Origin of the sequence: Ornithinimicrobium sp. F0845 (assembly GCF_023015765.1) — a bacterium.
GTDB lineage: Bacteria > Actinomycetota > Actinomycetes > Actinomycetales > Dermatophilaceae > Ornithinicoccus.
This window is the reverse complement of the sequence record NZ_JALKAL010000007.1, coordinates 87,689-113,506: the sequence shown is the minus strand read 5'-3', so window position 1 is coordinate 113,506 and position 25,818 is coordinate 87,689. Positions and strand designations below refer to the sequence as shown.

Below are 25,818 nucleotides of genomic sequence, written 5' to 3'. Positions count from 1 at the left end.
CTTCTCCCATTTCTTGGGGAGGTTTTGTAGGCCCTCCACGCATTCTTGGGGAGGTTTTGCACGCCGCACGCCCTCGCCGGCATGTGGGGAGGTTTGCACGCTCCTAGACTTGGTGGGTGCTGCTGGGCCGGGCCGAGGAGCAGGAGACGATCGCCCGCCTCCTGGCTTCGGCGCGCCTCGGTCGGGGCGGCGCCCTCGCGCTCATCGGGGAGGCCGGTGTCGGCAAGACCGCGCTGCTCGCCGAGGCGGTGTCCGATATCGAGGGCCAGGTCCGCGTGCTGCGGGCGACCGGGACGGAGATCGAGCAGGACCTGCCGTTCGCGGCGCTGCACGCGGTGCTGCGACCGGCACTGCACCTGCTCGACGACCTTCCCGGACCACAGGCGGACGCACTGGGTGGGGCCCTCAGTCTGCGCCGGGAAGGACCCGGCGACCGGTTCGCGACCGGTGCGGCGACCCTCAGCCTGCTGAGCCGACTGGCGGAGGAGAGACCGGTCGTCGTGGTGCTCGACGACGTCCAGTGGGCGGACCAACCGTCGGTCGAGGCCCTCACCTTCGCGGCCCGGCGCGTGCACGAGGACCAGGTCGCGATCCTCTTCGGCGCCCGGAGCGCGGAGGTGCCCGAGGCACTGTCTAGCGTCCCGTTGCTGGAGGTCCGGGGCCTGGACCCGGCATCCACCGCGGAGTTGCTCCGACAGTCGCATCCCGGTGTGGTTGACGCCGACAGCCTGGAGCGTGTGCACCGCGCGACAGGGGGCAATCCGCTGGCCCTGCTCGAGCTGGGCACCGAACCTGCCCTGGCGCTCCTGGACCCTGCCACCGGTGGCGAGGCGGGGCTGCTCCAGCTGTTGCCGGACCGGCTGCACAGCGCCTTCGCGCGACGACTCGACCTGCTGACGACCGGCGAGCGGGCCATGGCGCTAGTCGTGGTGGTCGCGGGGGGCGACCTCCGGCTGACCCGCGCGGTCCATCGTCGGCTTGACCTGGAAGGCCCCAACCTGGATGGCGTCGATCTCGACGGTGCAGACCTGGACCGCCTGATCGCGACCGGCCTGGTCACCGCGGAGGAGGGCCGCCTCACCTTCCGCCACCCCCTCCTGCGATCGGTCGTCTACCGGACGGCGCCCGAGGACCTGCGACGTGCCGCGCACTTGGCGGTGGCCGAGGAGCTCGACGGACACGAGCAGCAGGACCTTCGGGTGTGGCACCGGGCGGCGGCCGCCACGCAACTGGATGAGCATCTCGCGGCGGAGCTGGAGGAGGTGGGCGCGAGGGCTGCGGCCCGGTCGGCGCTCACGGTCGCCGCCACCGCGTTCCAGCGAGCGGCCCGCTGGAGCCCGGACGCCGGCGCCGCCCGCTCCCGGCTGGTCGCCGCGGCGGAGGCGGCATGGGACGGCGGCCAGCGCGAGGCTGCGCTGCGGCTGCTGGCGGAGGCAGAGCCAGTAGGTCTGGCCGCCCAGCCCGAGCGCGCCCTGCCACAGTGCACCGTGCCCGAGCGCGCCGTGCCCGAGCGCACGATGCTCGCCGGGGTCCAGTTGCGGGCACGGATCGCGGTCCGCTCCGGATCAATCCGCGAGGGTCTGTCGCTGCTGGAGGAGGCAGCCGGTCTGGCCGACCCCGACCAGGAGGTGCGCCTGCTCGCGGAGGCCTGCCATGCCTGTCTCTACCTGGCGGACACTGCAGCGCTGCGCCGGGTCAGCGACCGGCTGTCCGATCGGTTGGCGGCACCGACGACCGACCAGCAGCCGGACTGGCCGACGGACCCCTATTCGGAACGGCCGACGGAGCGACGGACCGGGGTCGAGTCGCCCGCGACGCGGGGGATCGGACTGGCGGCCAGCGGAGTGGCCCGCGTGCTCCTGGGCCAGGACGGGACGGCCCTGCTCCGTGAGGCGGTGCCGCTGCTGATGGAGCACGTCGACCCCGTCACGGATCACTCGGGGTTGCCGTGGCTCGCGCTGCCGCCCCTCTTTCTGCGCGACGCGCAGGCCGGGGCCGGCCTGCGAGAGGTGATCGACCGGGTCCGAGCGCGGGTGGGCGTCGGTGCCCTGCCCAACCTGCTGTTCCACGTCGCCCGTGACCAGGCGACCTCCAACGCCTGGGATCGGGCGGGCGCCAACTATGACGAAGCGGCGAGTCTGGCCGCGGAGACCGGTCAGAGCACGGAGCTCGCGGCCTCACTCGCCGGGCTGGCTGCGCTGGAGTCTCGTCAGGGCCGCAGTGTGGCCTGTCGCGAGCATGCGGCCGAGGCCCTGGCCCGGTGCCGGGAGCGGTCGATCCACTTCGGCGAGATCTGGGCCGAGCTGGCGCTGGCGGACCTCGTGCTGTCCGAAGGTCAGGGGGCCGAGGCTGTGTCGCGCTACCGGGCGCTGACGGCACACTTGGACGCCCTGGGGCTGCGGGATCCCGACCTGCACCCCGGGCCTGACCTGGCCGACGCACTGCTGCGCACCGGCGAGCCGCGGGAGGCGGACGAGGTGGCCCATGCCTTCGCCGAGCTCGCGAGGGTCGTGGGCCGACCCTGGTCCATGGCCCGGGCCGAGCGTGCCCTTGGCCTCATCGCACCCGACGAGGAGTGCGACAGCCACTTCCAGGCCGCGCTCGAGCACCACGACCGCACCCGTGACGTCTTCGAGACGGCACGCACCCACCTGGCACACGGCATACGACTGCGACGAAGCGGCCAGCGGGTGGCGGCTCGGGTGGCGCTGCGCGCGGCACTGGGCATCTTCGACGGTCTCGGCGCGCACATCTGGTCGGACACCAGCCGGGCCGAACTGACGGCGACCGGTGAGCGGGTGCCACCGCGGGAGCTGGCCGGCCCGGGCGCACTCACCCCGCAGGAGCTCCAGGTGTGCCTGCTGCTCGCAGAGGGCCGAACCACCCGCGAGGCCGCCGCCGCACTGTTCCTCAGCCCCAAGACGGTCGAGTACCACCTGCGCAAGGCCTACACCAAGCTCGACATCCACTCGCGTGAGGAGTTGTCCGCCGCGATGCACGGCGTCGCGTGAGTCGACCGACCTGACGTCCCCGGTCTCGACCGAGCGTCTGGAATATCAGAAGTGATACGTTCAATCGTGAGCCCTGCAGCGATGCCGGGCGACTGATGGTGGTGCTCACGGCACGGATGTGACCAAAGAGTGGTCGATCCCACCTGGACCAGGTCCTGCACTCCGCCGCCGAACTCCAGCGGCTGGTCCCTGACGCCGTCCTGGTCGGCGACACCGGAGCGGCGCTGCACGCCGGCCACCGCCTGTCGTACGACCATGATCATGTCCTGCCAGACCTTGTTGAGCGGTATGCCGAGGTCCTCGAGGCGGTCGAGGCGTCGCAGGGGTGGGTGACCAGCGTGCGGGCGAGTTCGCCCCCGCTGACTCTGCTGGGCTTCCTGGACGGCATTCAGGCAGGACTTCGGCAGCTGCGCCGCACTCGGCCGCTGGAGGTGGAGCAGCACGCGCTCCCAGGCGGGAAGTCCGTGCGCGTGCCCACGCTCCCGGAGATGCTTCGGGTCAAGGCGTATCTGGTCGTGCAGCGTAACGCGACCCGCGACTATCTCGACTCGGCCGCGTTAGCCCACCGGCTGGGCGGTGAGTCGGCGGTCGAGGTGCTTTTCGGCATCGATCGGTACTACGCAGACCGCAGCGACACGGAGGGTTCGGTGCTGACCGCACTCGTCCACCGACTGTCAGAACCCCTGCCGAGGGATCCGCGAGTGACCACGCAACTCTCGGCATACCGAGGGCTTGAGAAGCGGTGGCACGACTGGGCAGTCGTGGTTGCGGCCTGCCACGACCTGGCCGATGGACTGCTGCGTCGGGTGGAGGAGGGTGTATGACGATCGCCTCTCGCAACGTGGTGGTCCCGCCCGGGACCCCGGTGGCCGCCTGGCCGTATGAGGCGCTGGTCTCAGTGATCGAGCGGGGCCTGGTCGCCGACTGGGCCGTCCTGACCCGTGAGATCCGGGTCGATCCGTGGGGGCCGGTGGCGCGACAGGTGGAGGAGTATCTCTCCTACGAGCGACCCGCTGGCGTCGGCGCCCTCCTCGAGCGGGTGATCGACTCCGCGCGGACGGCGGCTGCGGCCTCGGAGCGGGCGGAGGTCGCCCGCGAGGTCGACGACCTCATCGCGCGCTCCGGGTTGACCACGGCGGTGTTCGCCGAACGGATCGGCACGTCGGCCTCGCGGCTATCGACCTATCGCACCGGCCGCGTCACCCCTTCAGCTGCCCTGTTGGTCCGGATGCGGCGGGTCGCCGATCAGGTCGGGTCGTCTCGCCTGACGTGACGGCACGGGGTCGACGGGGCCGGTGACCGCGAGGCGACCCCAGGCCGACAGTGCGCGGCAGCGCGGACCGGACTCACGGCATACTGTCGGAGGGTGGGAACGGACGAGGTGCGACAGACGTGGCAGCAGGGCGGTCAGGGGTGGGTGGCGAACCAGCGGATCTTCGACGCGGCCTTCGCCCCGCTCACTGCGGCCCTGATCGAGCGGACCGGCTGGGCTGGCGGTGAGCGCGTGCTCGACGTCGGTTGCGGCGCAGGGACACTGCTCGAGGAGGGGGTCCGCGCAGGCGTTGAGATGGTGGGCGTGGACGTGTCGACGGCGATGGTCGAGGCCGCTCGCGAGCGCGTGCCGGCCGCCCGGCTCGTGGAGGCTGACGCGCAGACGACCGACCTGCTCGCGGCGGCTCCGGGGACGCCGTTCGACCGGGTGGTGTCGCGGTTCGGGGTGATGTTCTTCAGCGACCCGGTGGCGGCCTTCGCCAACCTGCGGCGGGCGAGTCGTCCGGGTGCCACCCTGACCTTCGTGTGCTGGCGCTCGCGTGAGGCGAACCCGGTGTTCAGCCAGGGCTCGGAGATCCTGGCGGCGGCGCTGCCGGAGCCGCCGCCGAGCACTCCGCCGGGCGCGCCCGGCCCGACGGCGTTCGCCGACCCGGACCGCCTGCGCACGATCCTCGACGGGGCGGGCTGGGGTGAGGCGGAGGTCGAGCCGTTCGACTTCTCGTGTGACTACGGCGTGGACGGCAGCGACGGCGTGGAGGAGCGTCTCGCGGTCATCCTGAGCTCGAACGGCCGCGTCGCGTGGGAGCAGCTCCAGGCGACGGTTGGGGAGGAACGCCAGGCGGAGCTCCTGGACGAGGTGCGCGCTGACCTGCGGAGTCGTCGGGTGGACGGAGTCGTGCGCATCCCCGCGGCCACGTGGCTCGTCGCTGCTAGGAACCCGGCCGCCGATGGGTGACGTGGCATGACCCCGCACGGTGACGTGTGGCCGGCGCAAGCTGTCGACGCACCCTTCGCCTACCTGACGACTATCGGTCGGGCCTCTGGTCGCCCGCATCGCATCGAGATCTGGTTCGCCCTGGACAGCGGCCGGGTCCTGCTCATGTCCGGTGGGCGGGACCGGTCGGACTGGGTCAAGAACCTGATCGCCGATCCGCGGGTGGCGATTGAGATCGCGGGCGTTCGGCGCTCGGGCATCGCTGCGGTCGCGCCGCCGGAGTCGACTGACGATGCGCTCGCGCGCCGGCTGCTGGTGATGAAGTACCAGCGGCGCGACGAACTTCTGGACTGGGGCCGGCGCTCTCTGCCGGTCGTGGTCGAGGTCGACTGAGGCCCCGGTCGCGCCCCCAACGCGCGTAGATCGCTTTGGTCCGACCGCCGGCCGCGCACGCCTCGCGTGGGTCGCGCGCCTCGGCCCCAAACCGCTCGCGGGTGGCGTCGCAGTCGTCCGCGTGTCCGCGGACATCCTGTGCGCATGACTCCTCCTGGCTCGACCCGTCAACCCGCGGTTATCCACGGGTCGGCCCACTTCGCGGTCGGGCGTGCCCGTCCACCTTCCAATTGACCGGGGCACGTGCACGGGATCTACCCGTGGTCTGGCGACTTCGTGGGTAGAAACCGGGCACGTGCCCATGCCAGCCGCCAACGAAGGGTCGGTGGGCGGGGGAGCGCCCGGGATGACGGCGGGGCGGGGGGCCTATGTCAGTGCAGTCGGCCCGAAGAACGCTTGGGCGCTCGAAGACGGTGGAAGGTGCGGCCGAGAGGCGCTGGCGGGGGCTCGTGTCAGACCGGCGCCACCATGGTGATGCGGTCCAGCCGGAAGTGGCGTTCGTCCTGGCGCAGGTGGCAGTAGGCAGTCAGGAAGCCCGCAGAGATCTCCAGCTCGGAGATCAGTCGCTCGGTCACGTTGCCGCTCTCGTTGCGGTAGTGGATGAGGACGTCGTCGCCGGCGCGGACCGCGGCGGCAAGGTGACGCTGCTCATCGGGCCGCAGCTGGGGCGCGAGAGATTCAACGATGGTCAGCACCTCGGCATCCACGCCACCGTCGGGCGGAGCAGCTCCCGAGCGCAGCCGCGCGATCAGTTCGGCCGGATCTTCCTCGGTCCGCGTCGCTGCGGGGCGCCCGCCGGGGGCCATGCCCAGGCGCTGGAACTCGAGCGTCATCAGCCTGTTGAAGTCCTCGTCGCTCAGCGCGTCCAGAACGTCGGCCTCGGCTGCCGCGTCTACGCCAGCCTGGCTCAGCGCGTCCAGGGCGTCGGCCTCGGCCGTGCCGTCACCCCACGCCTCGCGCCCCGCCGACCCGGCGCCAGCCCACGCCCCGGCCACGTCCCCATGGCGCTCACCAGCCGGCCCCTGGGACCGCAGCCGGACGGTGCGGGTGCCGTCCACGTGCTCCTCGACCGGGAAGTGGCCGGCCTTGCGCAGGGCCGCGAGCGTCGTCGGCACGTCGGCCGTGCCCACGAGCACGGTCGGCGCGACCAGCGCCAGGCCGAGCGGCCGCAGGACCCTGGTCGCCGCCAGCTCGGCCAGGAGAGCCTCGTCCTCCGACACCACGACGCAGGCTGCCGGACGGACACCGAGTATGCCGTGGCGCCGGTCGACGTCCCGCAGCAGGTAGTCGAGGGTCTGGGGGAGTGCCTTGCCGGCGACCGCACGGAGATCAGCCAGCAGGTCCTCGACCCGGTAGCCCTGGTCGAGCGCCTCCCGCACGGAGGTCTCGCTGATGCGCCAGGTGGCGCCGACACCGTGGGACTCGCGCACCGCGATGGTGTCGAGCAGGTCGACGACTGCTGCGGGTGGGGTGCTCGGCGCGACGACGGTCAGGTCGGAGCCGAACAGCACCTCCCCGCTCTCCTGCGGGAGCAGCTCGCGCAGCCTCTCGACCACGGGCTCCCGCTCGCCGGTGAGGAGCGCGCGCCCGAGCAGGGTGAGTCGGCCGCTGCAGATCACCCCCAGGCGCGCGGCCTCGTCCCAGGCGAACCGCAGGGCACGCTGGGGGATGTGGTCCAGCGGTCGGGCCCATACCAACAGCTCGATGAGTGGCCCGATGCCGGTCACCGCCCCGTCCAGGGTCTCCAGCTGGGTCGCCAGCTGCGGTCCAGGCGGACCGGTCCGTGCGGTCAGCTCGCTCATTGCCGGCAACGCCTTGTCCTCGTCATCGCGGTCGAGGGTGGGCGGGAGGCTCAGCGGCCACCAGGCAAGCAGCAGGTCGGCGGCGCGCTCAGCAGGGGGCTGCCGGCGCCTTGCTCGAACTCTCCGGTGGCGCTGATGGGCCTGTCGCGGGGGAAGAACTCGCAGAGCGCCCCCAGCTCCAGCCCCAGACGCACCTCGGCGACGTCCACGCCGACGGTCTTGGCCACGCGGTTGAGCTCCCGGGTGCCCACGCCGCCCGACTTGAGCTCCTGGACAGGGGTGCGCACGGTGCTCTCCAGCACCGCGAGCATCGCGGCCACCGTGGCCGTCACCGCCGAGGCGGAGTCGTGCTCGATCTGCACGTCTGACACCTCGGTCGTGGGCACCGACGGCTGCAGGGGATGGAAGGGCGCGACATAGCTCGGCGGGACCAACGCCAGCATCACCTCGGACGGGAAAAGGACCGGGGCGTAGCTGTACGAGTAGTAACCCTCACCCAGGGCAAGGCCGTTCTGCACCGCCCACTGCCGCATCGCGGTCACCTGCTGGTAGCGCTCGCGATAGGAGGGCTTCCAGTACTCGATGTCCTCGTCCACCACCTCGACACCGGCCATCGAGGCCCTGCCCACCTCGGCCGCGTGCGCGGCCAACATCGTCGCAACCTGCTCCGGCGCCCGGGCGACGGCCTGTCGGATCCGGGACTCATCGGCATACAGATCCTCGATGCCATCCAGCAACTCACCCTTGCGTGGTGGGGGCGCGACTCCCAGTCCGGAGTAGAGCGTCTTGAGCCGGTCGACGGTGAGCCCGTCGACGAGCGCCCGCGCCGGCGCACCCATCTGCAGCGGGTCGACCAGCACCCGGTGGATGCCGGGGTTGACGGCATAGACCTCGTCGAACTGCCAGGCCAGGCCCAGGCTCTCCAGGACGTCGAGCCAGTCCAGCGCCAGATGGGCGTGCTCCTCCGTCTCCCGACCACCGTCGTCGAGCAGGTCGATGATCCTAATGGTGCTGGCTCCGCCGCCGAGGGCGGTGACCACCTCGAGCACCTCGACGGCGGGCTGCGGCAGGTGCAGCACCACGTTTGTGACCGACATCGAGTGCTCGATCCGTGCCGCCAGGTCGTCCAGGTCCCTGAGGGCTGCACCCCGCCGTATGTCGGGGCGAGCCTCGAGGAGCACCTGCAACTCGTCGTCGTCGAGGGTCTCGAGCCAGGCGCGCGTGGAACGGTCTGCGGGCATGCGCCAAGTGTCGTTGGCCGACCGCTTGTTGTCCAAGAGGGCCGGGATCGCGCCTGTGGACAGCCGTGCCGCCGGGTGCCAACTGTTGGCAGAGTGGCCGCGCGGTCGGCTTGGGAAGGGTGTTTCTTGAACTTTGCTGTTTCGCGATCTGGGAAACTCACTGTTTCAAGAAACAACGCTGGTCAACGAAGGGTCGGGCAGTGGCCGTCGAAGAAGGCGGTCGGGGTGGATTGGGGCAGGTGGCCTACATCCCGGCCAGCAGCACCGCCGGGTGCTCCACGCAGTCGGCCACGTAGCGCAGGAAGCCGCCCGCTGTGCCGCCGTCGCACACCCTGTGGTCGAAGGTGAACGACAGCTGCGTCACCTTGCGCAGCGCCAGCTGGCCCTCGTGCGCCCACGGCTTGTCGATGATCCGGCCCACGCCGAGCATCGCCGCCTCGGGGTGGTTGATGATCGGCGTCGAGCCGTCCACCCCGAACACGCCGTAGTTGTTCAGCGTGAACGTCCCACCCGTCAGCTGCGCGGGCGTCAGCCGGCCCTCGCGCGCGCCGTCGGTCAGGTCGCGCAGCGCAGCAGCCAGCTCGGCGGTCGTCATCGCGTGCGCGTCGTGCACCACCGGCACCACCAGCCCGCGCGGTGACTGCGCCGCGAAGCCCAGGTGGATCGCCCCGCGCTGCACGATCTCCTCGCCCTCGACGGAGGAGTTGAGCTCGGGGAACTGCCGCAGGCCGGCCACCGTGATCCGCGCCAGCAGAGCCAGTATGCCGATCGCCTCCGACGGCCGTGCCCGCTTCAGGGCGTCCTTGGTCGCCAGGAGCTCGGTGGCGTCCACGTCGACCCAGGTGGTGGCGTCCGGGATGGTGCGCCGGGAGGTGGACAGCTTCTCCGCGATGGCCTTGCGGATGCCGGTGATCGGGATGCGCACGTCGGCGGGTGTGGAGATGGGTGAAGCGGCGGCAGGTGCGGAGGTGGGTGAAGCGGCGGCAGGTGTGGCGGCGGGCGTGGAGGCGGAGGCCGCGGACTCGACGTGGCCAGCCGTGAGGGCTCCGCCGCCGGCCAGGGCGGCCTCGACGTCGGCACGGCGGATCACGCCCCCGTTGCCGGTCGGGGTGATCGTGGCGAGGTCCACGCCGGCGTCAGCGGCCAGCTTGCGCACGAGCGGTGAGATGACACGGACGGCCTGCGCAGCGGTGGCCTGCGGGATGGGAGCAGGCTGGGACTCCGCGGAGGCGGCCCGCCGGCGGCGTGAGCGGCGCGGTGCCTCGGAGGCGCCATACCCCACGAGGGGCCGCTCCGGTGAGCCGGAGGATTCGCTCGAGGCACCGGAGGAAGCCGACACACCTGGTGCGACCGCGCCGGCCATCTCCTCGGTGCGGTACGCCTCAGCGTCGGCCAGCGCGGCGACCGTGATCAGCGGCTCGCCCACGGTGAGCTCCGAGCCGGCGGAGGTGTGCAGGGTGGTGACCACACCGGCATACGGGCAGGGGACCTCGACGGCGGCCTTGGCGGTCTCGACCGTGACGACCTCCTGGTCGACGGTGACCGTGTCGCCCTCGGCGACGTGCCACTCGACGACGGTCGCCTCGGTGAGACCCTCGCCCAGGTCGGGCAGCCGGAAGACCTGCGTCACCGGGAGACCTCCAGGCGCGCGACGTCGGGCTGGTCGTCCCACTGCAGGCGCGCGATGGTGTCCAGGATGCGGTCGACCCCGGGCAGGTGGGTGTGCTCGAGGATCGGCGGGGGATAGGGGATGTCCAGGCCCGACACGCGCAGCACGGGCGCGGCCAGGGAGTGGAAGCAGCGCTCGGAGACCCGGGCCGCGATCTCCCCGCCGACGCCACCGAAGCCCGCCGCCTCCGAGACGACGACGCAGCGGCCGGTCTTGCGCACCGACGCGGCGACCGTCTCGTCGTCGAAGGGCACGAGGGTGCGCAGGTCGATCACCTCGACGTCCCAGCCCTCCTCGTCGGCCGCGACCTCGGCCGCCTTGAGCGCGTTGGGCACCTGCGGGCCGTAGGCCACGACGGTCACGTCCGAGCCCTCGCGCCGGACCGCGGCCCGACCGAACGGCTCGGTCGTCACCGGCAGCTCCAGCTCGGCCCTGGACCAGTAGAGCGCCTTGGGCTCCATGAAGACCACCGGGTCCGGGCTGGCGATCGCCTCGCGCAGCAGCGAGTAGGCGTCGGCCGGCGTCGACGGCGTCACCACGTGCAGGCCGGGGGTGTGGGCGTAGTAGCCCTCCGAGGAGTCACAGTGGTGCTCCACGCCGCCGATGCCGCCGGCATACGGGATCCGTATGACGATGGGCATGGTCAGCATGCTGCGTGTCCGGTTGCGCATCTTGGCGATGTGGGAGACGACCTGCTCGAAGGCTGGGTAGCCGAAGGCGTCGAACTGCATCTCGATCACGGGGCGGAAGCCCTGCATCGCCAGCCCCACCGCGAAGCCGGCGATCCCGGCCTCGGCCAGCGGGGTGTCGAAGCAGCGGTCCTCGCCGAAGTCGGCGGTCAGCCCGTCGGTGATCCGGAAGACGCCGCCGAGCGTCCCGACGTCCTCGCCGAAGACCAGGACGTCCTCGTCCTCGGTCAGCGCGTCGCGCAGCGCCCGGTTGAGGCCCTGGGCCATCGTCACCGTGCCAGTTGACTGCGTCTGCGTGCTCATGCCCGCACCTCGTCCATCTCGGCCCGCACCAGATCGGCCTGCTCCCGCAGCTGCGGCGTCGGCTGGGCGTAAACATGCTCGAACAGGGAGAGGGGAGCCACCTCGGGCTCGGCGTTCATGCGCTCACGGACGCGAGCGGCATACTCCTCGGCCTCGGCGGTGACCTGCTCCTCGATCTCAGCCGTGAGCGCGCCGGTGCCGGTCAGATAGGCCCGCAGCCGCGCGATCGGGTCGCGGGTCGACCACTGCGTGACCTCGTCGGACTCCCGGTAGCGCGTGGCGTCGTCGGCGTTGGTGTGCGCCTCCAGACGATAGGTGTGCGCCTCGATGAGGAACGGCCCGGACCCGGAGCTGGCGTGCTCGAGCGCGGTCCGGGTCACCGCGAGCACGGCCGCCGCGTCGTTGCCGTCGACCTGCTCGGAGCGGATGCCGTAGCCGATGCCCTTGTAGGCCAGGCTGGGCGCCTTCGTCTGCTTGGCGAGGGGGACGGAGATGGCGTACTTGTTGTTCTGCACGAAGTAGACGGTCGGCGCGTTGAACACCGCCGCGAAGTTGAGCCCCTCGTGGAAGTCGCCCTCACTCGTCGCGCCGTCCCCGATGAAGCACAGCGCCACGCCGTCGCTGCCCCGCCGCGCCAGCCCGTGACCGGCGCCCGCGGCGTGCACGGCCTGGGTCGCCAGCGGGGTGCACTGCGGGGCGGTGTTGGTGGCCACCGGGTCATAGCCGCAGTGCCACGAGCCGCGCAGCAGCGTCAGCACCTCGACCGGGTCCAGACCGCGGCTGACCAGCGCCATCGAGTCGCGGTAGGTCGGGAAGAACCAGTCATCCGCCTGCAGTGCCAGCATTGGCGCGACCTGGCACGCGTCCTGCCCGCGCGAGGAGGGATAGACCGCCAGCCGCCCCTGCTTGGTCAACGCGGTCGCCTGGGTGTCGAACCGGCGCCCGATCACCATCTGCCGCCACACCGCGAGCAGGTCCTCGTCGCTGGGCATCGTGTAGCCGCGCGCCTCGGCCTCGGCTCCCGGTCCAGTGAGCTCCCCCTGCTCGTTCAGGAACTGCACGGGGTCGCCGCACGGCAACAGGTCGGCTGTCGTCTTCGACATGGTCTCCTCCGGTGGCTGGTCCTCCTATCGTCCCCGAATCTGGACTGAGTGGGCGACAAGTGAGCCTGAGACAAGACAACTGGATCTATGATCGGCAGTATGCCGTCAAGAGGTCTGCGTGCACGTCGCCTCCGCAGGGGGTGGCTGGACGATTGGGAGTCAGGCACGGGGGAGTGGCGGTGATGATGCGTAGGGTGAACTGTGTCTTACGGATGGCGGGAGTCGGACACTGGGCGGCGCCAGGAGTTCTCGGCACAACCGTGGAGCGCTGAGTAGCTGAGGCGCCGTAACCACGCGGCATGGTCGGTCCCGGTCAGGTGGTGAGCAGTCCGAGTGGGACGATGCCGATGCCGTCGGGGCGGCGGTAGGCGTGAGGACCGGTGTTGATGATGATGGCGTCCAGGAGGCGGGCACCGAGTCGGTCGGACAACCAGCGCAGGTGCTTGGTGTCCTGGTCGGTGATGGTGGTGGCCAGCTTGATCTCGATGGCCAGGACGCGGCCGTCGTCACGGATGAGCACGAGGTCGATCTCGTGGTCGCCGTTGCGGGTGCGCAGGTGCGCGACCTGTGCTTCGGCAGCCTGGGCCGGGACGCGGACGCACAGGGTGACCAGGGACTCATAGAGGTGGCCGAGCATGGTCCCGGCCTGCGGGCCAATCGGCGTGCCCTCACCATCCAGGAGGGCGTCCAGTCCGAGTCCGAGGAGGCGGGCTGCCAGCGCGGGGTCGGCGAGGTGGTGCTTGGGTGACTGGCCGAGCCTGGTGAGCAGGTTCCCGCCGGGTGTCCAGGCGGGAACGGGGTCGATGAGCCACAACGAGGTCAGCACGTCCCGGTAGGCGATCGAGGTCGACCGGGCCGGCTTGTCGGCCTCGCCGGGAGTGGCCGCGTCCAGGATCTGGGTGTAGCTGGCTGTCATGGCGGTCGCGGCGGCGTAGGCGCGCAACCAGGCCAGCATGGATTCTGGTTTGCGCACGGCTAGCCCCTGCTCGGGCACGTCGCGATCGACCGCGTCGCGCAGGTAGGAGTCCAGCTGGAACCGGCGGGCACGGGCCGACAAGGGTCTCATCGCCGGGAACCCGGAGGCGAGGATCTCCTGGGTGTAGTCGGCCACGCCCATCTCACAGCCGCCCGCCAGCCCTGGCCGACGGCCCGTGAGTAACGACGACAGGCTGACCGTCGGCTCGGTCAGCCCACGCTCGACCAGCGTCATCGGACGCATTCGTAACCGGCCGATCCGGCCGGCCCCGGAGTGTGCGGTCGCGCCCGGAGAAGGTGAGGCGCTGCCGGTGAGCAGGAACTGCCCACCGCTGGGGTCGGCATCCACGGCACGACGGACCACGTCCCAGACCTCGGGCACCTTCTGCCACTCGTCGATCAGCAGCGGCCTGGCCCGGCGCAGCGCTAGCTCCGGGTCGGCGTCGACCGCCGTCCGGTTAGCCCGCGAGTCCAGCCGGAGCAAGCCGTGCACGTGCTGCTCGGCAGTGGTCGTCTTCCCCACGCCCTTAGGACCGTCGATCGCGATCGCAGGGACCTCCCCGAACAGCCCATCCAGCTCGTCATCCATCACGCGGCGCGCATAGTCCATCCCGCAACACTACAAGCAGCAGGACCTGAATCAGTCAATTAGCATGGGTTGAATCAGTCAACCGCAACAATCCGTACCCGGCAGTCGAGTGAGATCTCGAGCCTCGAGTCCGTTTGGTGGCCAGGCGGTCTCGCCTGACAGGACTGCCACGGGTCGCAGACTCTGATACCCGCTGATACCAGTTGCTACCATAGTTATATGGCCATGACGCTGCGACTCTCGGACGATGAGGACAAGGCCCTCACCGAGCAGGCGGCCCGGGAGCACCGGTCCAAGCATGAGGTCGCGAGGTCGGCGATCCTGGAGTACACCTCACGACGCAGTCGCAGGCGCGATGACCTGCTGACCAAGATCAAGAGCGAGAATGAGGGTGCGCTCAAGCGACTGGCTGACTCGTGAGCGGGGATGTCGAGCACCTTGACCTTGATGACCTCATCGCGGCTGCCGAAGTGGCTGTAGACGGCAATCCCGAAGTCCGCGACTGGGGTTTGCTTGAGTCCGCTCTCGCACGTCCGAGAGCCTCCGTCTTCGGTGCGGACGCCTATCCCGACCGCAACGGGAAAGCGGCCGCGCTGCTGCACTCGATCGTCACCAACCACGCCTTGATGGACGGCAACAAGTGCCTGGGCCTGGTTGCTGTCCTCCTGTTCTACGGGATGAACGGCTGCGACGTGAGGGCCACGGAGGATGAACGCGTCGAGCTGGTTATTGCGATCGCCGACGGCCGGCTCAGCGAGGTGGAGGTGATCGCCGAGCACCTGGCCCGCTGGGTGGTGGCCGACTAACCGCTCATCGTTCACGTGGCCGAGGTGTGCGGTCCGGGTCGCCACGAGACAGATGGCTCTACCATGCCGGGTATGCCGACAACAAGTCCGCGGCCGCGCGTCGACGACACCGACCGGGCCATCATTCGGGCGCTCCGGGCGGACGGCCGGCTCTCCGTCCGAGCGCTGGCCGAGCAGGTGCACATCTCCCGGGCCAATGCCTATGCCCGGCTGGAGCGCCTCCGGGAGACCGGCGTCATCACGGGCTTCACGGCGCTGGTCGCGCCCGAGCACCTGGGGCTGGGGACGTCGGCCTATGTGTCCGTGTCGATCGAGCAGAACTCGTGGAAGCCCGTGGCGGCTGCGCTCCGGCGGGTCCCCTCGGTGGAGCGGGTCGCCCTCGTGGGGGCGGAGTTCGACGCGCTGGTCACCGTGCGCTGCCGCGACAACCACGAGCTGCGCGACACCGTGCTCGAGCAGATCCAGGCGATCCCCGGCGTCAAGGCCACCCGCACGTGGTTGATGTTCGAGGAGACCGACGTGCACGACATCACGCAGGTGGGTGCGACCGACTGATCGGTGTCCTGATCACCGCATCCCGCCGTCCTGTTCTGGACCGTCTCAGAGAGCAGCCACCGAGCAGTGCCGTTTCGCGGTCCGCGCCAGACGCCGGTCCGCCGTCACCAGGTCTCCACCGGTGTGCTGGGCAAGAACGACGTAGGTCGCGTCATAGGGGGTGATGTCGCCGCACAGCTCCCAGATCGGCCGTGCCATCGGGCCCACGGGATAGAGGTCCACCGGCAGGTCGACGAGATCGTCGAGCGCGGCGGCCGCCCTCGGTCCTGACAGTTCGCCGCGGTGCTCGTAGCGCCGCAGGGCATGAAGAACATCTGGGACCAGCAGTTCGCTGCTGACGGCGTCGTGATCCGTGAGGAGCGTGGCCACCTGCGCGTGCGGTCCCCGCTGGAGCAGCAGGTCCACCGCCGCGGAGGCGTCGAGGACGATCACCGCTCGTCGCGACCCCGGGCGATGGCTTCGGCCGATGTCTCCGACGTGAGCGCGGGTTCCCGCGCGGCGATGCGGTCGAGCACTTCCTTCTTGCTCGGTCGCGACATGAACCGCTCGAGTTCGTGAAGCAGCAGATCTGACACTGTCGTTCGCCAGGTCACGGAGCAAGCCGGGGCGGCACTGCAGGCCGAGATGCGGGATCTGGTCGACAAGGGTTGACTGGACGCACCGATGAGAGGAGTCCCTATGTCCGAGATCTCACTGCCGGGGCCGGCGCAGAGGATGGTCGAGGCCATCAATGCTGCGGACACGGACGCGTTCGTCGATGCGTTTACGGCGGATGGTCACGTGGACGACTGGGGCAGAGTTCTGAGTGGCGCTGACGGCATCCGCAGTTGGGCGAATACCGATGCGATCGGTGCCGGGGCGAGGATGACGATCCTCAGTGCCGAGACCGACGGCGACACCACCCGGGTGCGGTTCGCCTGGGAGAGCAGCGTGTTCAATGGCGAGTCCGACGGCATCTTCGTCGTCGACGGCGATCGCGTTGCCAGTTTCACCATCCCGCCGCACCGCTGACGGCTGCCCTGGCCGGACCACTGACGGCTGCGCTGGCCGGACCGGCCACTTCTTCGAGCGCCGAATCGTTCGTCGTGTCGACTGCAGGGCCTGTTGCAAAATGGACGGCGCTCAGCGCGCGACCGGAAAATTTCCGGTCACGCGAGTCGCGGAGCCTGGAATTGGGCCGGACAGTGTCCAAATACCGCGCTACCGACGCCAATCCAAGGCGCCCGGAACGATCGTGCGGGAGATCGTCCGGCGGCCCGCACCGCGATCTCCATTTTGCAACAGGCCCTGCAACCGGCCCGAGGAACAGGTAGGCGCTCGAAGACGGGCGTGGGGTGCGGGGCAGCGGTGGTGGGGCGTAGGTGCCGGTGACGGAAGGCGGTGTGAGCGGTGGTGGGGCGTAGGTGCTGGTGACGGAAGGCGGTGGTGGGGCGTAGGTGCTGGTGACGGAAGGCGGTGGTGGGGCGTTGGTGCTGGTGACGGAAGGCGGTGGTGGGGCGTTGGTGCTGGTGATGGAAGGCGGTGGTGGGGCGTTGGTGCTGGTGACGGAAGGCGGTGGTGGGGCGTTGGTGCTGGTGAGGGCGACGGTCGTGGGGGTGGCTCAGGGGGTGACGAGGCCGGAGCGGTAGGCGAGGGCGACGAGCTGGGCGCGGTCGTGGCAGCCGGTCTTCATGAGCATGCGGGAGATGTGGGTCTTGACGGTGGCCTCGCTGAGCACCATGCGGCGGCTCAGGTCGGCGTTGGTGGCGCCGTCGGCGAGCTCGGTCAGGACGTCGAGCTCGCGGGGCGTGAGCATCTCCAGGCTGGGACGCCCCTCGGGGTTGTCCGAGGCCATCTCGCGCAGGGTGTCCAGCACCTTGGGCGCGACGGCGGGGTCGATCCAGGCGTCTCCGCCGGCGACCCGCCGGACGGCGTTGGCCAGCTCGCTGGGGGCGGCGTGCTTGAGCATGTAGCCCGAGGCCCCGGCCCGCAGCGTGCCGTAGAGCGCGGCGTCCTCGTCGAAGGTGGTGAGGACCAGCACCTTCGCCATCTGGTCGGGGTTGTCGGGGCTCTCGCGGATCAGCTTGTGCGTGGCCTCGATGCCGTCCATGCCGGGCATCCGGACGTCCATGACGACCAGGTCGGGGCGGTGCTTCTCGACCATGGCTATCGCCTCGGCGCCGTCCTGGGCCTCCCCGACGACCTCGATGTCCGGCTCGGCGCCCAGCAGCATGGCGATGCCCTGGCGCACCATCGGCTGGTCGTCTGCCAGAACAACACGGATCACACTCATGAACCCTCCTCCGGCGCGGTCGCTGCGCCGTTCGTGCGGTGTGGTGACGGGCCGGTGGAGGCGGCGCCGGAGTCAGGGTGAGCCGTGGGCGCGGGGCCGGGGGCCTCGGGAGTGCCGGTGGCGGGTGGGGCCGTGGTGGCGGGTGCGGTGGTGCTAGAGGCGGGAGCGGCACTGGCCGGCTCGTCCGTGGAGGCTGGGGTGGTGGTGCCGCTGCCGCTGCTGCTGGCGCGCACGGGGAGCACGGCGGAGGTGACGAAGCCGCCCTCGACGCGGCCGCTCTCGAAGGACCCTCCGGCCAGCTCGACGCGCTCGCGCAGGCCCCAGAGGCCGGTGCCGGAGCCGGGGGTAGTGACGGTCGGGGTGGCGCCCTCGGCCAGGCCGCGGGCACTGCGGACCTGCAGGCTGAGCTCGCCGGGCTCCCACGTCTCGTAGACGTCGACGACGGCTCCGCGGCCGGCGTGCTTCATCGCGTTGGTGAGCGACTCCTGGACCATGTGATAGGCCGCGAGGTCGACGCTGGGGTCGAGCGGTTGGGGGGTGCCCTCGCGGTGGACCTCGACCATGAGGCCGCCGTGCCGCGTCGCGGTGATGAGTGGGCCGACATCGGCGAGCGAGAGGCGGGCCACGGAGGCGTCGTCGCCGTCCTGCGTGCGCAGCAGCCCGAGCAGCCGGTGCAGCTCGCGCATCGACTCGGCACCCGTGGACTCGATGGCCGCGAGGGCCTCGGTGACCTGCTTGGCCTCCGAGGTGGAGTCGAGTTTGCTGGAGACGGCCTTGGCGCCGGCGGACTGCAGGATCATCGCGCTCATCGAGTGGCTGAGTATGTCGTGCAGGTCGCGCGCGATCTGCTGCCGCTGCAGGCCGAGGCTCTCCTCGGCGCTGGTCTTCAGGCGCTGCTGCTCCTCCGCGGCCCGGAAGCGGGTCCGGCGCTCACGGCGGCCCAGGGCCCACACCACGGTCAGCACGGCCATGAAAATGCAGGCGATGACGACCAGGCCGAAGAGCCCGCTCTCGTCGGTGACGCCGGTGGCCGTGCGGGCGTTGTTGAGGCTGAGAAAGGCTGCCAGCACCAGCGCGGGGTTGGCGCGGCGCGCCGGCGAGCGGCGGGCCACGGCATAGAGGGCCAGCGCGACGCCCACGATCGGCTGGAACAGCGTCAGGAGCACACCGCCGACCAGTCCGATCCCCAGGATGACCAGGAAGGTGAGCCAGGGTGCGGCGCGGCGCCAGGCGAGGACGCCATAGCCGAGGGTGATCAGGGCAACGGTCGGCCAGTGCGGCAGAACGGTGTCGAAGATCGTCTCGAACCGGTCGCCACTGAAGTAGCCGCTGACAAACAGATCGACCGCGGCACAGATCAGGACGATGGGAATGTCGAGCGCCTTGGGGCCCGACCCCCGCTCCTCCAGCTCGACGCCGCTCACCGGCGAGAGCCCAGGACCAGCCGGGAACCGCCTGGGAGCGCCCACCACGGAGCGGTGCGCCAGGGAACGCGCGGGGGAGGCTTGCGTGACGTCACGGGGTCCACCATGGGGGACATTGTCACGGTTTACGGAGTTGAGTGCCAGTGCCTCGATGCCGCCCGGGGGGACGGTCGGGAGCGAACGTCTCAGCGACAACCGGGAAGTCTCGGGAAGCATCGGCACACCCAGCCGTCCAGCACCGCGCCGCCGTCTGCGGCTGTCTCCCTCGATCCGTCGAAGGACGCCGTCTGCAGTGACACGTCAGCGGCGGAGATGGCGGACAGGTCGATGCCCTCGGGCAGCTCGCCCGTCAGGGACAGGGAGCTCTCGCGGTCCAGCCGGAGCGCGGTCCACCCCTCCAGGATGTCCGAGTCATCGGTGTCCAGCACCGAGATCTCTTCGCCCCTGCCTCCCCCCGAAGAGGCAGGGACAGTCACGTGCGACGGTCGCCCGGGCGTGGCCCCACGCCCGGGCGACCTCATCACGACAACGCTGGGCTCCACGAGCCAGCCAACCCCCGCTGGTGACTCGTCCCGGGAAGAACCTGGGAAATGGATGCTGACCTCGTTGTTGTGATGCACGTGACTACTCTCCTTCTTTGCAGTGGTGGGCGCGTCATCCTGCAGATGTATCTTTCGGAGGCCGCGACTTGGGACGACGACCTTTCGGTCGACATGGCGGTGTGGTTGGCTGACCGCAGTTGCACATTACCGTCGAGAGGAACGCCATGGAGCGGGAACAGGTCGAGATCGGCGCGCAGGGCCTGGACCACCCGGGCACGGTGATCCGCTACGGCCACTTCGGGCGCCCCGTGATCGCCTTCCCCTCCGAGGCGGGCCGGGCCTGGGACTACGAGAACAACGGGATGGTCGACGCGGTCCGCCCGCTCATCGACGAGGGCCGGATCAAGCTCTACGCCGTCGACTCCTTCGACCACCTCTCCTGGGCCAACTACTCCCTGCCGACCGAGGAGCGGGCGCAGCGGCACGCGCTCTACGAGAACTGGATCCTCAACCACGTGGTGCCGACCATCAACACCGACTCCCCGGGGCACAGCGGGATCGTCACGACCGGCTGCAGCATGGGCGCCTTCCACGCCGTCAACTTCACGCTCAAGCGCGCCGACCTGTTCCCCGTGGCCGTCGGCCTCTCCGGCAACTATGACCCCACGGACTGGCGCGGCTGGGGAGAACCCGGCGAGTCGACATACTTGAACAATCCGGTGGCCTATGTGGCCGGCGCCGACGGCGCCCACCTGCAGTGGCTGCGCTCTGCGGTGCAGATCCTGCTCGTGGTCGGAGAAGGCCCGTTCGAGGTGCACCCGACCAAGTCGCTGCCCGGCGCCCGGCAGCTCGCCGCGGTCCTGGCCGACAAGCAGATCCCCCACCAGCTCGACATCTGGGGCCACGACTCGGCGCACGACTGGCCGTGGTGGCGCAAACAGATCGCCTACCACCTGCCGCGCTTCTGCTGATCAGGGTAGGTTCGGGTCATGGCTGCCACGCGCAATCCGCTGATCGGTCTCCTCCTCGGCGCTGAGGAGGACTGGCCCCGTGCCTTCGAGCAGATCCTCGGCCTCGTCGGGCCGCTCAAGGTGGGCGGTGAGAGCGTCGACATCACCTCCGAGCGGCTCCGGATCTCCCCCTTCGACCTGACCGACCCGGTCAAACCCGGCCTGGTGATCGACCGGCTCGCGTACTGGTACTACCACCCCCGCGAGTGGCTCAAGAAGGCCGCGCTGATGAACGACACCTACCTGCTCAACAGCCCGTTCACCTTCCAGTCGATGGAGAAGCACTCGGCCTACTGCGCGATGCTGCGGCTGGGCATGAAGATCCCCAAGACGGTCCTCGTGCCCTACAAGAACCCGGTCGACAACGTGCGCTGGGCCTACACCTCCGCCAAGTACAACGACCGGTTCGACCTCGACGCGATCGCCGAGGAGGTCGGCTACCCGATGTACATGAAGCCCTTCGACGGCGGCGGCTGGCGCGGGGTGTCGCGCGTGGAGGACCAGGCCGGGCTGCACCGGTCCTACGACGAGTCCGGCGAGATGCTGATGCACCTGCAGGCGACTGTGGACTACGACAAGTTCGCCCGGGCACTGTCGATCGGTCCGGAGACGATCGTCATGGACTTCCGCCCCGAACAACCCATGCACAATCGGTATGCCGTCAGTTATGACTTCCTGTCCCCGCAGGCTGGGTGGGAGGCTGAGACGGTGAGCAAGGTGGTCAACGCCTTCTTCGCCTGGGAGTTCAACTCCGCGGAGATGCTCATCGCCGGGGACGAGGTGCACCCGATCGACTACGCCAACGCGTGCCCGGACGTGGCGGTCACCTCGCTGCACTACTACTTCCCGTGGGCGATCACCGCGCTGGTCCGCTGGTCGGTGTTCGCGCTGGCCACCAACCGGCCGGCGACGGTCGACCTGGAGACGCGCAAGTACTACGAGATCGCCGACGACGAGTCGCTTGACTACCAGGCCAAGATGCAGGCCTACCGCAAGCTGGCCGACGACCACTTCGACACCGAGCGCTACTGGGAGTTCTGCCACGACCACCTCGCGCACCTGCCCGAGGCGGTGCTCGAGTGGGTCGACTCCGACAGGTTCGACAAGATCCTGCTCGACACGGTCCGCTCGACCTATCCGGCGCACGAGCACGAGAAGTTCCTCGCGCACTTCCGCGGTCTGGTCGGTCTGTGGGTCAAGGACCAGAAGAGCCTCACCGGTGGCCCGTCCGACACCCCGGTGCGCGAGGCCGCATCCGAGGCGTCCTCGTAGGGGCTGATCGTGACGCTCGGAGCCTTCCTGCAGATCCTGCGTCAGCGCTGGGGTTATGTCGTTGGTGCGATCGTGGGGCTGCTGCTCCTGGCGGGGACGCTGACCTGGCTCACCGAGCCCAGCTATGAGTCCACGGCGCAGGTCTACATCTCCACCTCCGGGTCGCAGGGCGTGGCCGACCTGGTCCAGGGGAGCAGCTTCACCCAGCGGCAGGTCACGACCTACGCCGACCTGGTGACCATCCCGGAGGTGCTCGAGCCGGCCGCCGCGACGCTGGGGATCCCCAGCACCCAGTCGCTGGAGCGCTCGTTGCACGCCCGTGAGGTCCCCAACACCGTCCTGATCGACATCACCGCCTCCGATCCCGACCCGACCCTGGCTGCGGACAAGGCCAACGCCGTCGCCGAGGAGTTCAGCCTGATGGTCGAGGCGCTCGAGGTCCGGGACGACACCGGTGTCAGCCCGGTCCAGGCCAATGTCGTGCGACCGGCCCGGGAGAGCGAGACCCCGGCCTCCCCGGACATCACCCGCAACCTGCTCATCGCCCTGCTGCTCGGTTTGGTGCTGGGGCCGGTGCTGGCCGTGCTGCGGGAGGTGCTGGACACCCGGGTGCGCGACGAGGACGACGTCACGGCACTGACCGGCGCCTCCATCCTCGGTCGGATCGGGGTGGACCGGCAGGTCAGCCCCGAGGTCCAGCTCCAGTCCACCGACCCGCACAGCCCGCGGGCCGAGGCCTTCCGCAAGCTGCGCACCAACCTGCAGTTCATCGAGGCGGCCCGTCAGCACCGGTCGTTCCTCATCACCTCCTCGCTGCCGGGTGAGGGCAAGACGACGACGGTGCTGAGCCTGGCCCGCGCCCTGGCCGAGGGTGGCTCCAGCGTCTGTGTCGTCGACGCCGACCTGCGCCGCCCGCGGCTGCTGTCGGCCGTCGGGCACGAGGGTGCGGTGGGCCTGACCAACCTGCTCATCGGGGAGCTGACGCTGCCCGACGTGACGCAGCGGTGGGGCACGATCTCGATGATCGGCGCCGGCCCGATCCCTCCGAACCCCAGCGAGCTGCTCGGCTCACCTCCGCTGCGCGAGCTGCTGGCGACGCTGGAGCAGCGCCACGACTACGTCCTGATCGACGCCCCACCGCTGCTGCCGGTCACCGATGCGGCCGTCCTGACCGGAGTCGTCGGCGGCACGATCCTCGTGGTCGGGTGCTCGATCATCTCGCGCGACCACCTGCGCGGATCGCTGGAGATCCTCGACAAGGTCGAGGCGCCGGTCCTCGGGCTGGTCCTCAACCGGGTGCCATCGAGCGGCTCCGCGCCCTACGGCTACGGCTACGGCTATGCGCCGGACACCGCGCCCTCAGCGTCCCGGCGGGGTCCGTTCAGCAACCGGCGAGCACGACGCCCCGTTCCCGCGAAGCGGTGACGGCGTCTTGCCGTGGCAGGAAACCCTGGTGACTGATCCCGCTCCCTCCCGAGGGGCGCTGCCAGACGACCCACGGCTCGTCCCCGACCTCGTCGCGGTCTCGCCGCACCAGGATGACGAGGTGCTGTCGATGGGCGCCGCGATCCTCGAGGCCGTCGCTGCCGGGCAGGTCGTGGCGGTGCTGCTCGTGAGCCGAGGGGAGGCGTCGATCGTGCGCACCAGAGGGTCGCTGGGCCGGCTCCGGAGGCGGCAGCTCCCGGCGCACCTGGGCTTCGTGCCCTCACCGCACCACTTCTCGGCGCTGCGCGACCGGGAGTTTGACGGTGCCGTGCGGGCCATGGGCGCGACACCCATCATCCCGCCCTACGAGGACCGCCTCCCGGACGGGCTGGCCACGCCGGACGCGGTGACGGCCTTGTTCCGTGCGCACGTGGCACCCGGCACACCGGCCCTCACGATCAGCGCCCACGACAGCCACCCCGACCACCGAGCCTGCGGAGTCGCCGTGCAGCGCCTCGTCGCCGACGGGTATGTGCCGGAGGCTGGCTACTTCATCTCACCCGAACGCCTCGACCTCATCCCGGAGGGCATCGAGCTGAGCCGGGTCGGCACCGGCACGCCCATCACGCGCAAGCACCAACGCCCCTACCGCGCCCGGGACCTGCGACGCAACCAGTGGGGGATCGGCCGGTTCAGCGTCAAGAGCTCCCTCGACTACCAGCTGCGCCGCGACCCGTTCGCCTATCGCCATGACTGAGATCCGAGCAGGAGCCGTTCGTGCCCTGGGGTCGCTGCGGAGGTCCGCTCGACAGGTGTGCGAGGTGCTCGACCTCTATGCCTTCCCCGTAAAAGGGCCACAGCCACCTGCCGATCCCAGTCGGTTACTCGAGGACGCGACGGAGCCCGTGCTCCGCCAGTTGCGGGAGAGCGGCGACCTTGATGAACGGAGGTTCGGCATCCTCGTCGAACGACTGGCCAACTCTGCTGACAGAACCCTCATCATCCGGGACGAGCATGGTGAAGCCTGCGGCTACTGCCACATCACCCTTGGAGACACCACGGACGAACGAACCAACTTTGCGATCCAGGTCCTCCCGCACCAGGGCTACCTGTGGGACGACCGCATCTTCCCGGGCCACCGCCGCCGGGGGCTGCACACCTTCTCGATCGCCCGGCGGCTGGAACTGATCGCCGAGGAGGGGCGGACGGAGGCGCTGACGATCATCGCGAGACACAACCGGGCGTCCCGGAGGTCCTATGCCCCGTTCGGCACGGCGCGCAGGCGTGTCCTGTACTACCTGCCCCAGGGGCACCGGACCATCTCGAGGCCAGCGATACGGCGTGCCAGGCTGAGGGACCACGGCTGATGGAGGTTGCCGTCGTCACCACCTCCGAGGGGCTGGCAGACCTGAGGACCGAGTGGGAGCAGCTGGAGTCGCACCCGTCGACCCCCTACTACGTGACCCACCGCTTCGTCACCGCCTGGTGGGAGAGTTTCGGTCAGCTTCCCGACCACCGGTTGCACATCGTCACCGTCCGGCAGGACGGTCGGCTCGTCGGGATCGCCCCGTTCGCGGTGCGGCCCGGGCGGCGCCACAGAAGAACGGTCCCGGTCCTGGGGTGGGCGAGTCACGGCGACTACCTGTCATTGCTCTACGGCGAGGACGGCGCGACGCCCAAGACGATCACGAGTCTCGTCATGACCGAGGTGACCAGACTGGTCGACGAGCGCGAGGTCTCCTACGTCGACCTCAGGGGGATCCCGTCGGAGTCCTCCTTCGCCTGGTGCCTGCGCAAGTCGCAGCAACACCACCCGCACCTGGCCTTCGACATCGAAAACCCCTACCTCGACCTGTCACAGGGTTACACCGTCCCTTCCCACGCCCGGAAGCGCCGCAACAAGCTGCACCGTGAGCGGGACGTGTCATTCACCGTCTTCCACGGCAACGAGCACGACATCCTCGAACGGCTTGCCGCGGTGCACCGTGCGGAGAAGGAGCATCTGATCGAGCAGGGGCGTCAGGAGCGCCACTCGCTCTTCGAGGACCCGCAGCGCCTCGAGCACATCCGGACGATCTTCATCGACACCGACGATGCCCTGACCTTTGCGCTCGTCGAGGGTGGTGATCCGAGCACCGGTCGCCTGGTCGGATACTTCACGGTCTTGCGGCACGCGGGCCGCCTGCTGTCCTGGAACACCGGCTACCTCCCGGACTACGAGACCTACAGCCTCGGCACGGTGCTGCAGCTGGAGATCCTTGAGTATCTGGACGAGCACGACCCCGGGCGCGAGCTCGCGCGCGAGTTCGACTTCGGCGCGGGCACGTACCCGTGGAAGTACGAGTGGACGTCATCGCTGCGCGCGACCTATAGGTTGCTGATCAAGGCACCAGCGAAGCCCTGGATGGCGTGGGCTGAACGAACCGTGCGACGTGTGCGACGACTCGATGACGCGACAGGGTAGGCGACTGGCGGCAGCGGCAGGAAGGAGGTTGTGGCGCTGCGGTCTGGACCCGGTGACTCCTCATGAC

At 70.1% G+C, this 25,818-nt stretch carries 26 protein-coding genes; 15 read left to right on the top strand and 11 right to left on the bottom strand.

The features are described from left to right. Positions 1–116 precede the first annotated feature (116 nt). From MWU75_RS11715 to MWU75_RS11695, 5 genes are all read left to right on the top strand, one after another. Positions 117–3,011: a LuxR family transcriptional regulator gene (locus tag MWU75_RS11715; protein WP_247090831.1), complete on the top strand. Its 2,895-nt coding sequence runs from the start codon at positions 117–119 to the stop codon at positions 3,009–3,011. 329 nt (positions 3,012–3,340) lie between these two features. After that, positions 3,341–3,835, top strand: a complete 495-nt coding sequence (locus tag MWU75_RS11710) for a hypothetical protein (protein ID WP_247090829.1) — start codon at positions 3,341–3,343, stop codon at positions 3,833–3,835. Then, positions 3,832–4,284 carry a helix-turn-helix transcriptional regulator gene (locus MWU75_RS11705; RefSeq protein WP_247090827.1) on the top strand — a complete coding sequence of 151 codons (453 nt, stop codon included), beginning with the start codon at positions 3,832–3,834 and terminating at the stop codon, positions 4,282–4,284. The genes MWU75_RS11710 and MWU75_RS11705 overlap by 4 nt, the downstream gene beginning before the upstream one ends. Positions 4,285–4,377: 93 nt before the next feature. Beyond that, positions 4,378–5,238: a methyltransferase domain-containing protein gene (locus tag MWU75_RS11700; protein ID WP_247090825.1), complete on the top strand. Its 861-nt coding sequence runs from the start codon at positions 4,378–4,380 to the stop codon at positions 5,236–5,238. A gap of 6 nt (positions 5,239–5,244) precedes the next feature. Then, the gene (locus MWU75_RS11695; RefSeq protein WP_247090823.1) at positions 5,245–5,610 is read left to right on the top strand and encodes a nitroreductase/quinone reductase family protein; all 366 of its coding nucleotides are present in this window, start codon (positions 5,245–5,247) and stop codon (positions 5,608–5,610) included. A gap of 452 nt (positions 5,611–6,062) precedes the next feature. Here the strand turns inward: MWU75_RS11695 and MWU75_RS11690 are convergent, their stop codons facing one another. From MWU75_RS11690 to MWU75_RS11665, 6 genes are all read right to left on the bottom strand, one after another. Further along, positions 6,063–7,412, bottom strand: a complete 1,350-nt coding sequence (locus MWU75_RS11690) for a helicase-associated domain-containing protein (protein WP_247090821.1) — start codon at positions 7,410–7,412, stop codon at positions 6,063–6,065. Between the two features lie 50 nt (positions 7,413–7,462). Continuing rightward, entirely contained in the window at positions 7,463–8,653 is a 1,191-nt protein-coding gene (locus tag MWU75_RS11685; protein WP_247090819.1) for a hypothetical protein, read from the bottom strand. Between the two features lie 244 nt (positions 8,654–8,897). Continuing rightward, entirely contained in the window at positions 8,898–10,283 is a 1,386-nt protein-coding gene (locus tag MWU75_RS11680; RefSeq protein WP_247090817.1) for a dihydrolipoamide acetyltransferase family protein, read from the bottom strand. Next, positions 10,280–11,314: an alpha-ketoacid dehydrogenase subunit beta gene (locus MWU75_RS11675; RefSeq protein WP_247090815.1), complete on the bottom strand. Its 1,035-nt coding sequence runs from the start codon at positions 11,312–11,314 to the stop codon at positions 10,280–10,282. Before MWU75_RS11675 ends, MWU75_RS11680 begins: the two co-directional genes overlap by 4 nt. Beyond that, positions 11,311–12,417, bottom strand: coding sequence for a pyruvate dehydrogenase (acetyl-transferring) E1 component subunit alpha (gene pdhA, locus MWU75_RS11670; RefSeq protein ID WP_247090813.1), 1,107 nt, complete (start codon positions 12,415–12,417; stop codon positions 11,311–11,313). The genes MWU75_RS11675 and pdhA overlap by 4 nt, the downstream gene beginning before the upstream one ends. Positions 12,418–12,730: 313 nt before the next feature. Next, a complete protein-coding gene (locus tag MWU75_RS11665; RefSeq protein WP_247090811.1) occupies positions 12,731–14,002 on the bottom strand; it encodes an AAA family ATPase in 1,272 nt (423 codons plus the stop codon). Between the two features lie 198 nt (positions 14,003–14,200). Here MWU75_RS11665 and MWU75_RS11660 point away from each other — a divergent pair, with 198 nt between their 5' ends. The 3 genes from MWU75_RS11660 (at position 14,201) to MWU75_RS11650 (ending at position 15,342) form a co-directional block, all read left to right on the top strand. Then, positions 14,201–14,401: a ribbon-helix-helix protein, CopG family gene (locus MWU75_RS11660; protein ID WP_247090809.1), complete on the top strand. Its 201-nt coding sequence runs from the start codon at positions 14,201–14,203 to the stop codon at positions 14,399–14,401. Next, a complete protein-coding gene (locus MWU75_RS11655) occupies positions 14,398–14,787 on the top strand; it encodes a type II toxin-antitoxin system death-on-curing family toxin (protein WP_247090807.1) in 390 nt (129 codons plus the stop codon). The genes MWU75_RS11660 and MWU75_RS11655 overlap by 4 nt, the downstream gene beginning before the upstream one ends. 72 nt (positions 14,788–14,859) lie before the next feature. Then, positions 14,860–15,342, top strand: a complete 483-nt coding sequence (locus tag MWU75_RS11650) for an Lrp/AsnC family transcriptional regulator (protein WP_247090805.1) — start codon at positions 14,860–14,862, stop codon at positions 15,340–15,342. A gap of 45 nt (positions 15,343–15,387) precedes the next feature. Here MWU75_RS11650 and MWU75_RS11645 read toward each other — a convergent pair whose 3' ends face one another. Next, entirely contained in the window at positions 15,388–15,774 is a 387-nt protein-coding gene (locus tag MWU75_RS11645; protein WP_247090803.1) for a type II toxin-antitoxin system VapC family toxin, read from the bottom strand. Then, complete coding sequence (locus tag MWU75_RS20325) at positions 15,771–15,935, bottom strand: hypothetical protein (protein ID WP_247090801.1); 165 nt, start codon at positions 15,933–15,935, stop codon at positions 15,771–15,773. The genes MWU75_RS11645 and MWU75_RS20325 overlap by 4 nt, the downstream gene beginning before the upstream one ends. An 85-nt stretch (positions 15,936–16,020) precedes the next feature. Between MWU75_RS20325 and MWU75_RS11635 the strand changes: the two genes are divergently transcribed. Further along, entirely contained in the window at positions 16,021–16,353 is a 333-nt protein-coding gene (locus tag MWU75_RS11635; protein WP_247090799.1) for a nuclear transport factor 2 family protein, read from the top strand. A gap of 589 nt (positions 16,354–16,942) precedes the next feature. On the opposite strand, the gene MWU75_RS11630 is transcribed toward MWU75_RS11635, so the two are convergent. The 3 genes from MWU75_RS11630 to MWU75_RS11620 form a co-directional block, all read right to left on the bottom strand. Next, on the bottom strand, positions 16,943–17,614 hold the full coding sequence (locus tag MWU75_RS11630; RefSeq protein WP_247090797.1) for a response regulator transcription factor: 672 nt from the start codon (positions 17,612–17,614) through the stop codon (positions 16,943–16,945). After that, a complete protein-coding gene (locus MWU75_RS19985) occupies positions 17,611–19,038 on the bottom strand; it encodes a histidine kinase (RefSeq protein WP_348647764.1) in 1,428 nt (475 codons plus the stop codon). Before MWU75_RS19985 ends, MWU75_RS11630 begins: the two co-directional genes overlap by 4 nt. Positions 19,039–19,223: 185 nt before the next feature. Further along, positions 19,224–19,466 carry a hypothetical protein gene (locus tag MWU75_RS11620; protein ID WP_247090795.1) on the bottom strand — a complete coding sequence of 81 codons (243 nt, stop codon included), beginning with the start codon at positions 19,464–19,466 and terminating at the stop codon, positions 19,224–19,226. A gap of 338 nt (positions 19,467–19,804) precedes the next feature. Between MWU75_RS11620 and MWU75_RS11615 the strand changes: the two genes are divergently transcribed. Genes MWU75_RS11615 through MWU75_RS11590 form a run of 6 tightly spaced genes read left to right on the top strand, consistent with a single transcriptional unit; the run spans position 19,805 to position 25,751 of the window. Beyond that, positions 19,805–20,551, top strand: coding sequence for an alpha/beta hydrolase-fold protein (locus MWU75_RS11615; RefSeq protein WP_247090793.1), 747 nt, complete (start codon positions 19,805–19,807; stop codon positions 20,549–20,551). 18 nt (positions 20,552–20,569) lie between these two features. Beyond that, complete coding sequence (locus MWU75_RS11610; protein ID WP_247090791.1) at positions 20,570–21,862, top strand: hypothetical protein; 1,293 nt, start codon at positions 20,570–20,572, stop codon at positions 21,860–21,862. 9 nt (positions 21,863–21,871) lie between these two features. Next, entirely contained in the window at positions 21,872–23,287 is a 1,416-nt protein-coding gene (locus tag MWU75_RS11605; protein ID WP_247090789.1) for a polysaccharide biosynthesis tyrosine autokinase, read from the top strand. A 28-nt stretch (positions 23,288–23,315) separates the two neighbouring features. Continuing rightward, a complete protein-coding gene (locus MWU75_RS11600) occupies positions 23,316–24,044 on the top strand; it encodes a PIG-L family deacetylase (RefSeq protein WP_247090787.1) in 729 nt (242 codons plus the stop codon). Beyond that, positions 24,037–24,654, top strand: a complete 618-nt coding sequence (locus tag MWU75_RS11595) for a hypothetical protein (protein WP_247090785.1) — start codon at positions 24,037–24,039, stop codon at positions 24,652–24,654. Before MWU75_RS11600 ends, MWU75_RS11595 begins: the two co-directional genes overlap by 8 nt. Continuing rightward, positions 24,654–25,751: a GNAT family N-acetyltransferase gene (locus MWU75_RS11590; RefSeq protein ID WP_247090783.1), complete on the top strand. Its 1,098-nt coding sequence runs from the start codon at positions 24,654–24,656 to the stop codon at positions 25,749–25,751. Before MWU75_RS11595 ends, MWU75_RS11590 begins: the two co-directional genes overlap by 1 nt. The last annotated feature ends 67 nt before the right edge of the window (positions 25,752–25,818 follow it).

Excerpts from the sequence above, each read along its gene's own strand:
- MWU75_RS11630 (WP_247090797.1), bottom strand. The coding sequence starts at position 17,614 with ATGAGTGTGATCCGTGTTGTTCTGGCAGACGACCAGCCGATGGTGCGC.
- MWU75_RS11650 (WP_247090805.1), top strand. The coding sequence starts at position 14,860 with ATGCCGACAACAAGTCCGCGGCCGCGCGTCGACGACACCGACCGGGCC.
- MWU75_RS11590 (WP_247090783.1), top strand. The coding sequence starts at position 24,654 with ATGGAGGTTGCCGTCGTCACCACCTCCGAGGGGCTGGCAGACCTGAGG.
- MWU75_RS11705 (WP_247090827.1), top strand. The coding sequence starts at position 3,832 with ATGACGATCGCCTCTCGCAACGTGGTGGTCCCGCCCGGGACCCCGGTG.
- MWU75_RS11690 (WP_247090821.1), bottom strand. The coding sequence starts at position 7,412 with ATGAGCGAGCTGACCGCACGGACCGGTCCGCCTGGACCGCAGCTGGCG.
- MWU75_RS11635 (WP_247090799.1), top strand. The coding sequence starts at position 16,021 with ATGTCCGAGATCTCACTGCCGGGGCCGGCGCAGAGGATGGTCGAGGCC.
- pdhA (WP_247090813.1), bottom strand. The coding sequence starts at position 12,417 with ATGTCGAAGACGACAGCCGACCTGTTGCCGTGCGGCGACCCCGTGCAG.
- MWU75_RS11595 (WP_247090785.1), top strand. The coding sequence starts at position 24,037 with ATGACTGAGATCCGAGCAGGAGCCGTTCGTGCCCTGGGGTCGCTGCGG.
- MWU75_RS11685 (WP_247090819.1), bottom strand. The coding sequence starts at position 8,653 with ATGCCCGCAGACCGTTCCACGCGCGCCTGGCTCGAGACCCTCGACGAC.
- MWU75_RS11695 (WP_247090823.1), top strand. The coding sequence starts at position 5,245 with ATGACCCCGCACGGTGACGTGTGGCCGGCGCAAGCTGTCGACGCACCC.
- MWU75_RS11665 (WP_247090811.1), bottom strand. The coding sequence starts at position 14,002 with ATGGACTATGCGCGCCGCGTGATGGATGACGAGCTGGATGGGCTGTTC.
- MWU75_RS11660 (WP_247090809.1), top strand. The coding sequence starts at position 14,201 with ATGGCCATGACGCTGCGACTCTCGGACGATGAGGACAAGGCCCTCACC.
- MWU75_RS11615 (WP_247090793.1), top strand. The coding sequence starts at position 19,805 with ATGGAGCGGGAACAGGTCGAGATCGGCGCGCAGGGCCTGGACCACCCG.
- MWU75_RS11675 (WP_247090815.1), bottom strand. The coding sequence starts at position 11,314 with ATGAGCACGCAGACGCAGTCAACTGGCACGGTGACGATGGCCCAGGGC.
- MWU75_RS11610 (WP_247090791.1), top strand. The coding sequence starts at position 20,570 with ATGGCTGCCACGCGCAATCCGCTGATCGGTCTCCTCCTCGGCGCTGAG.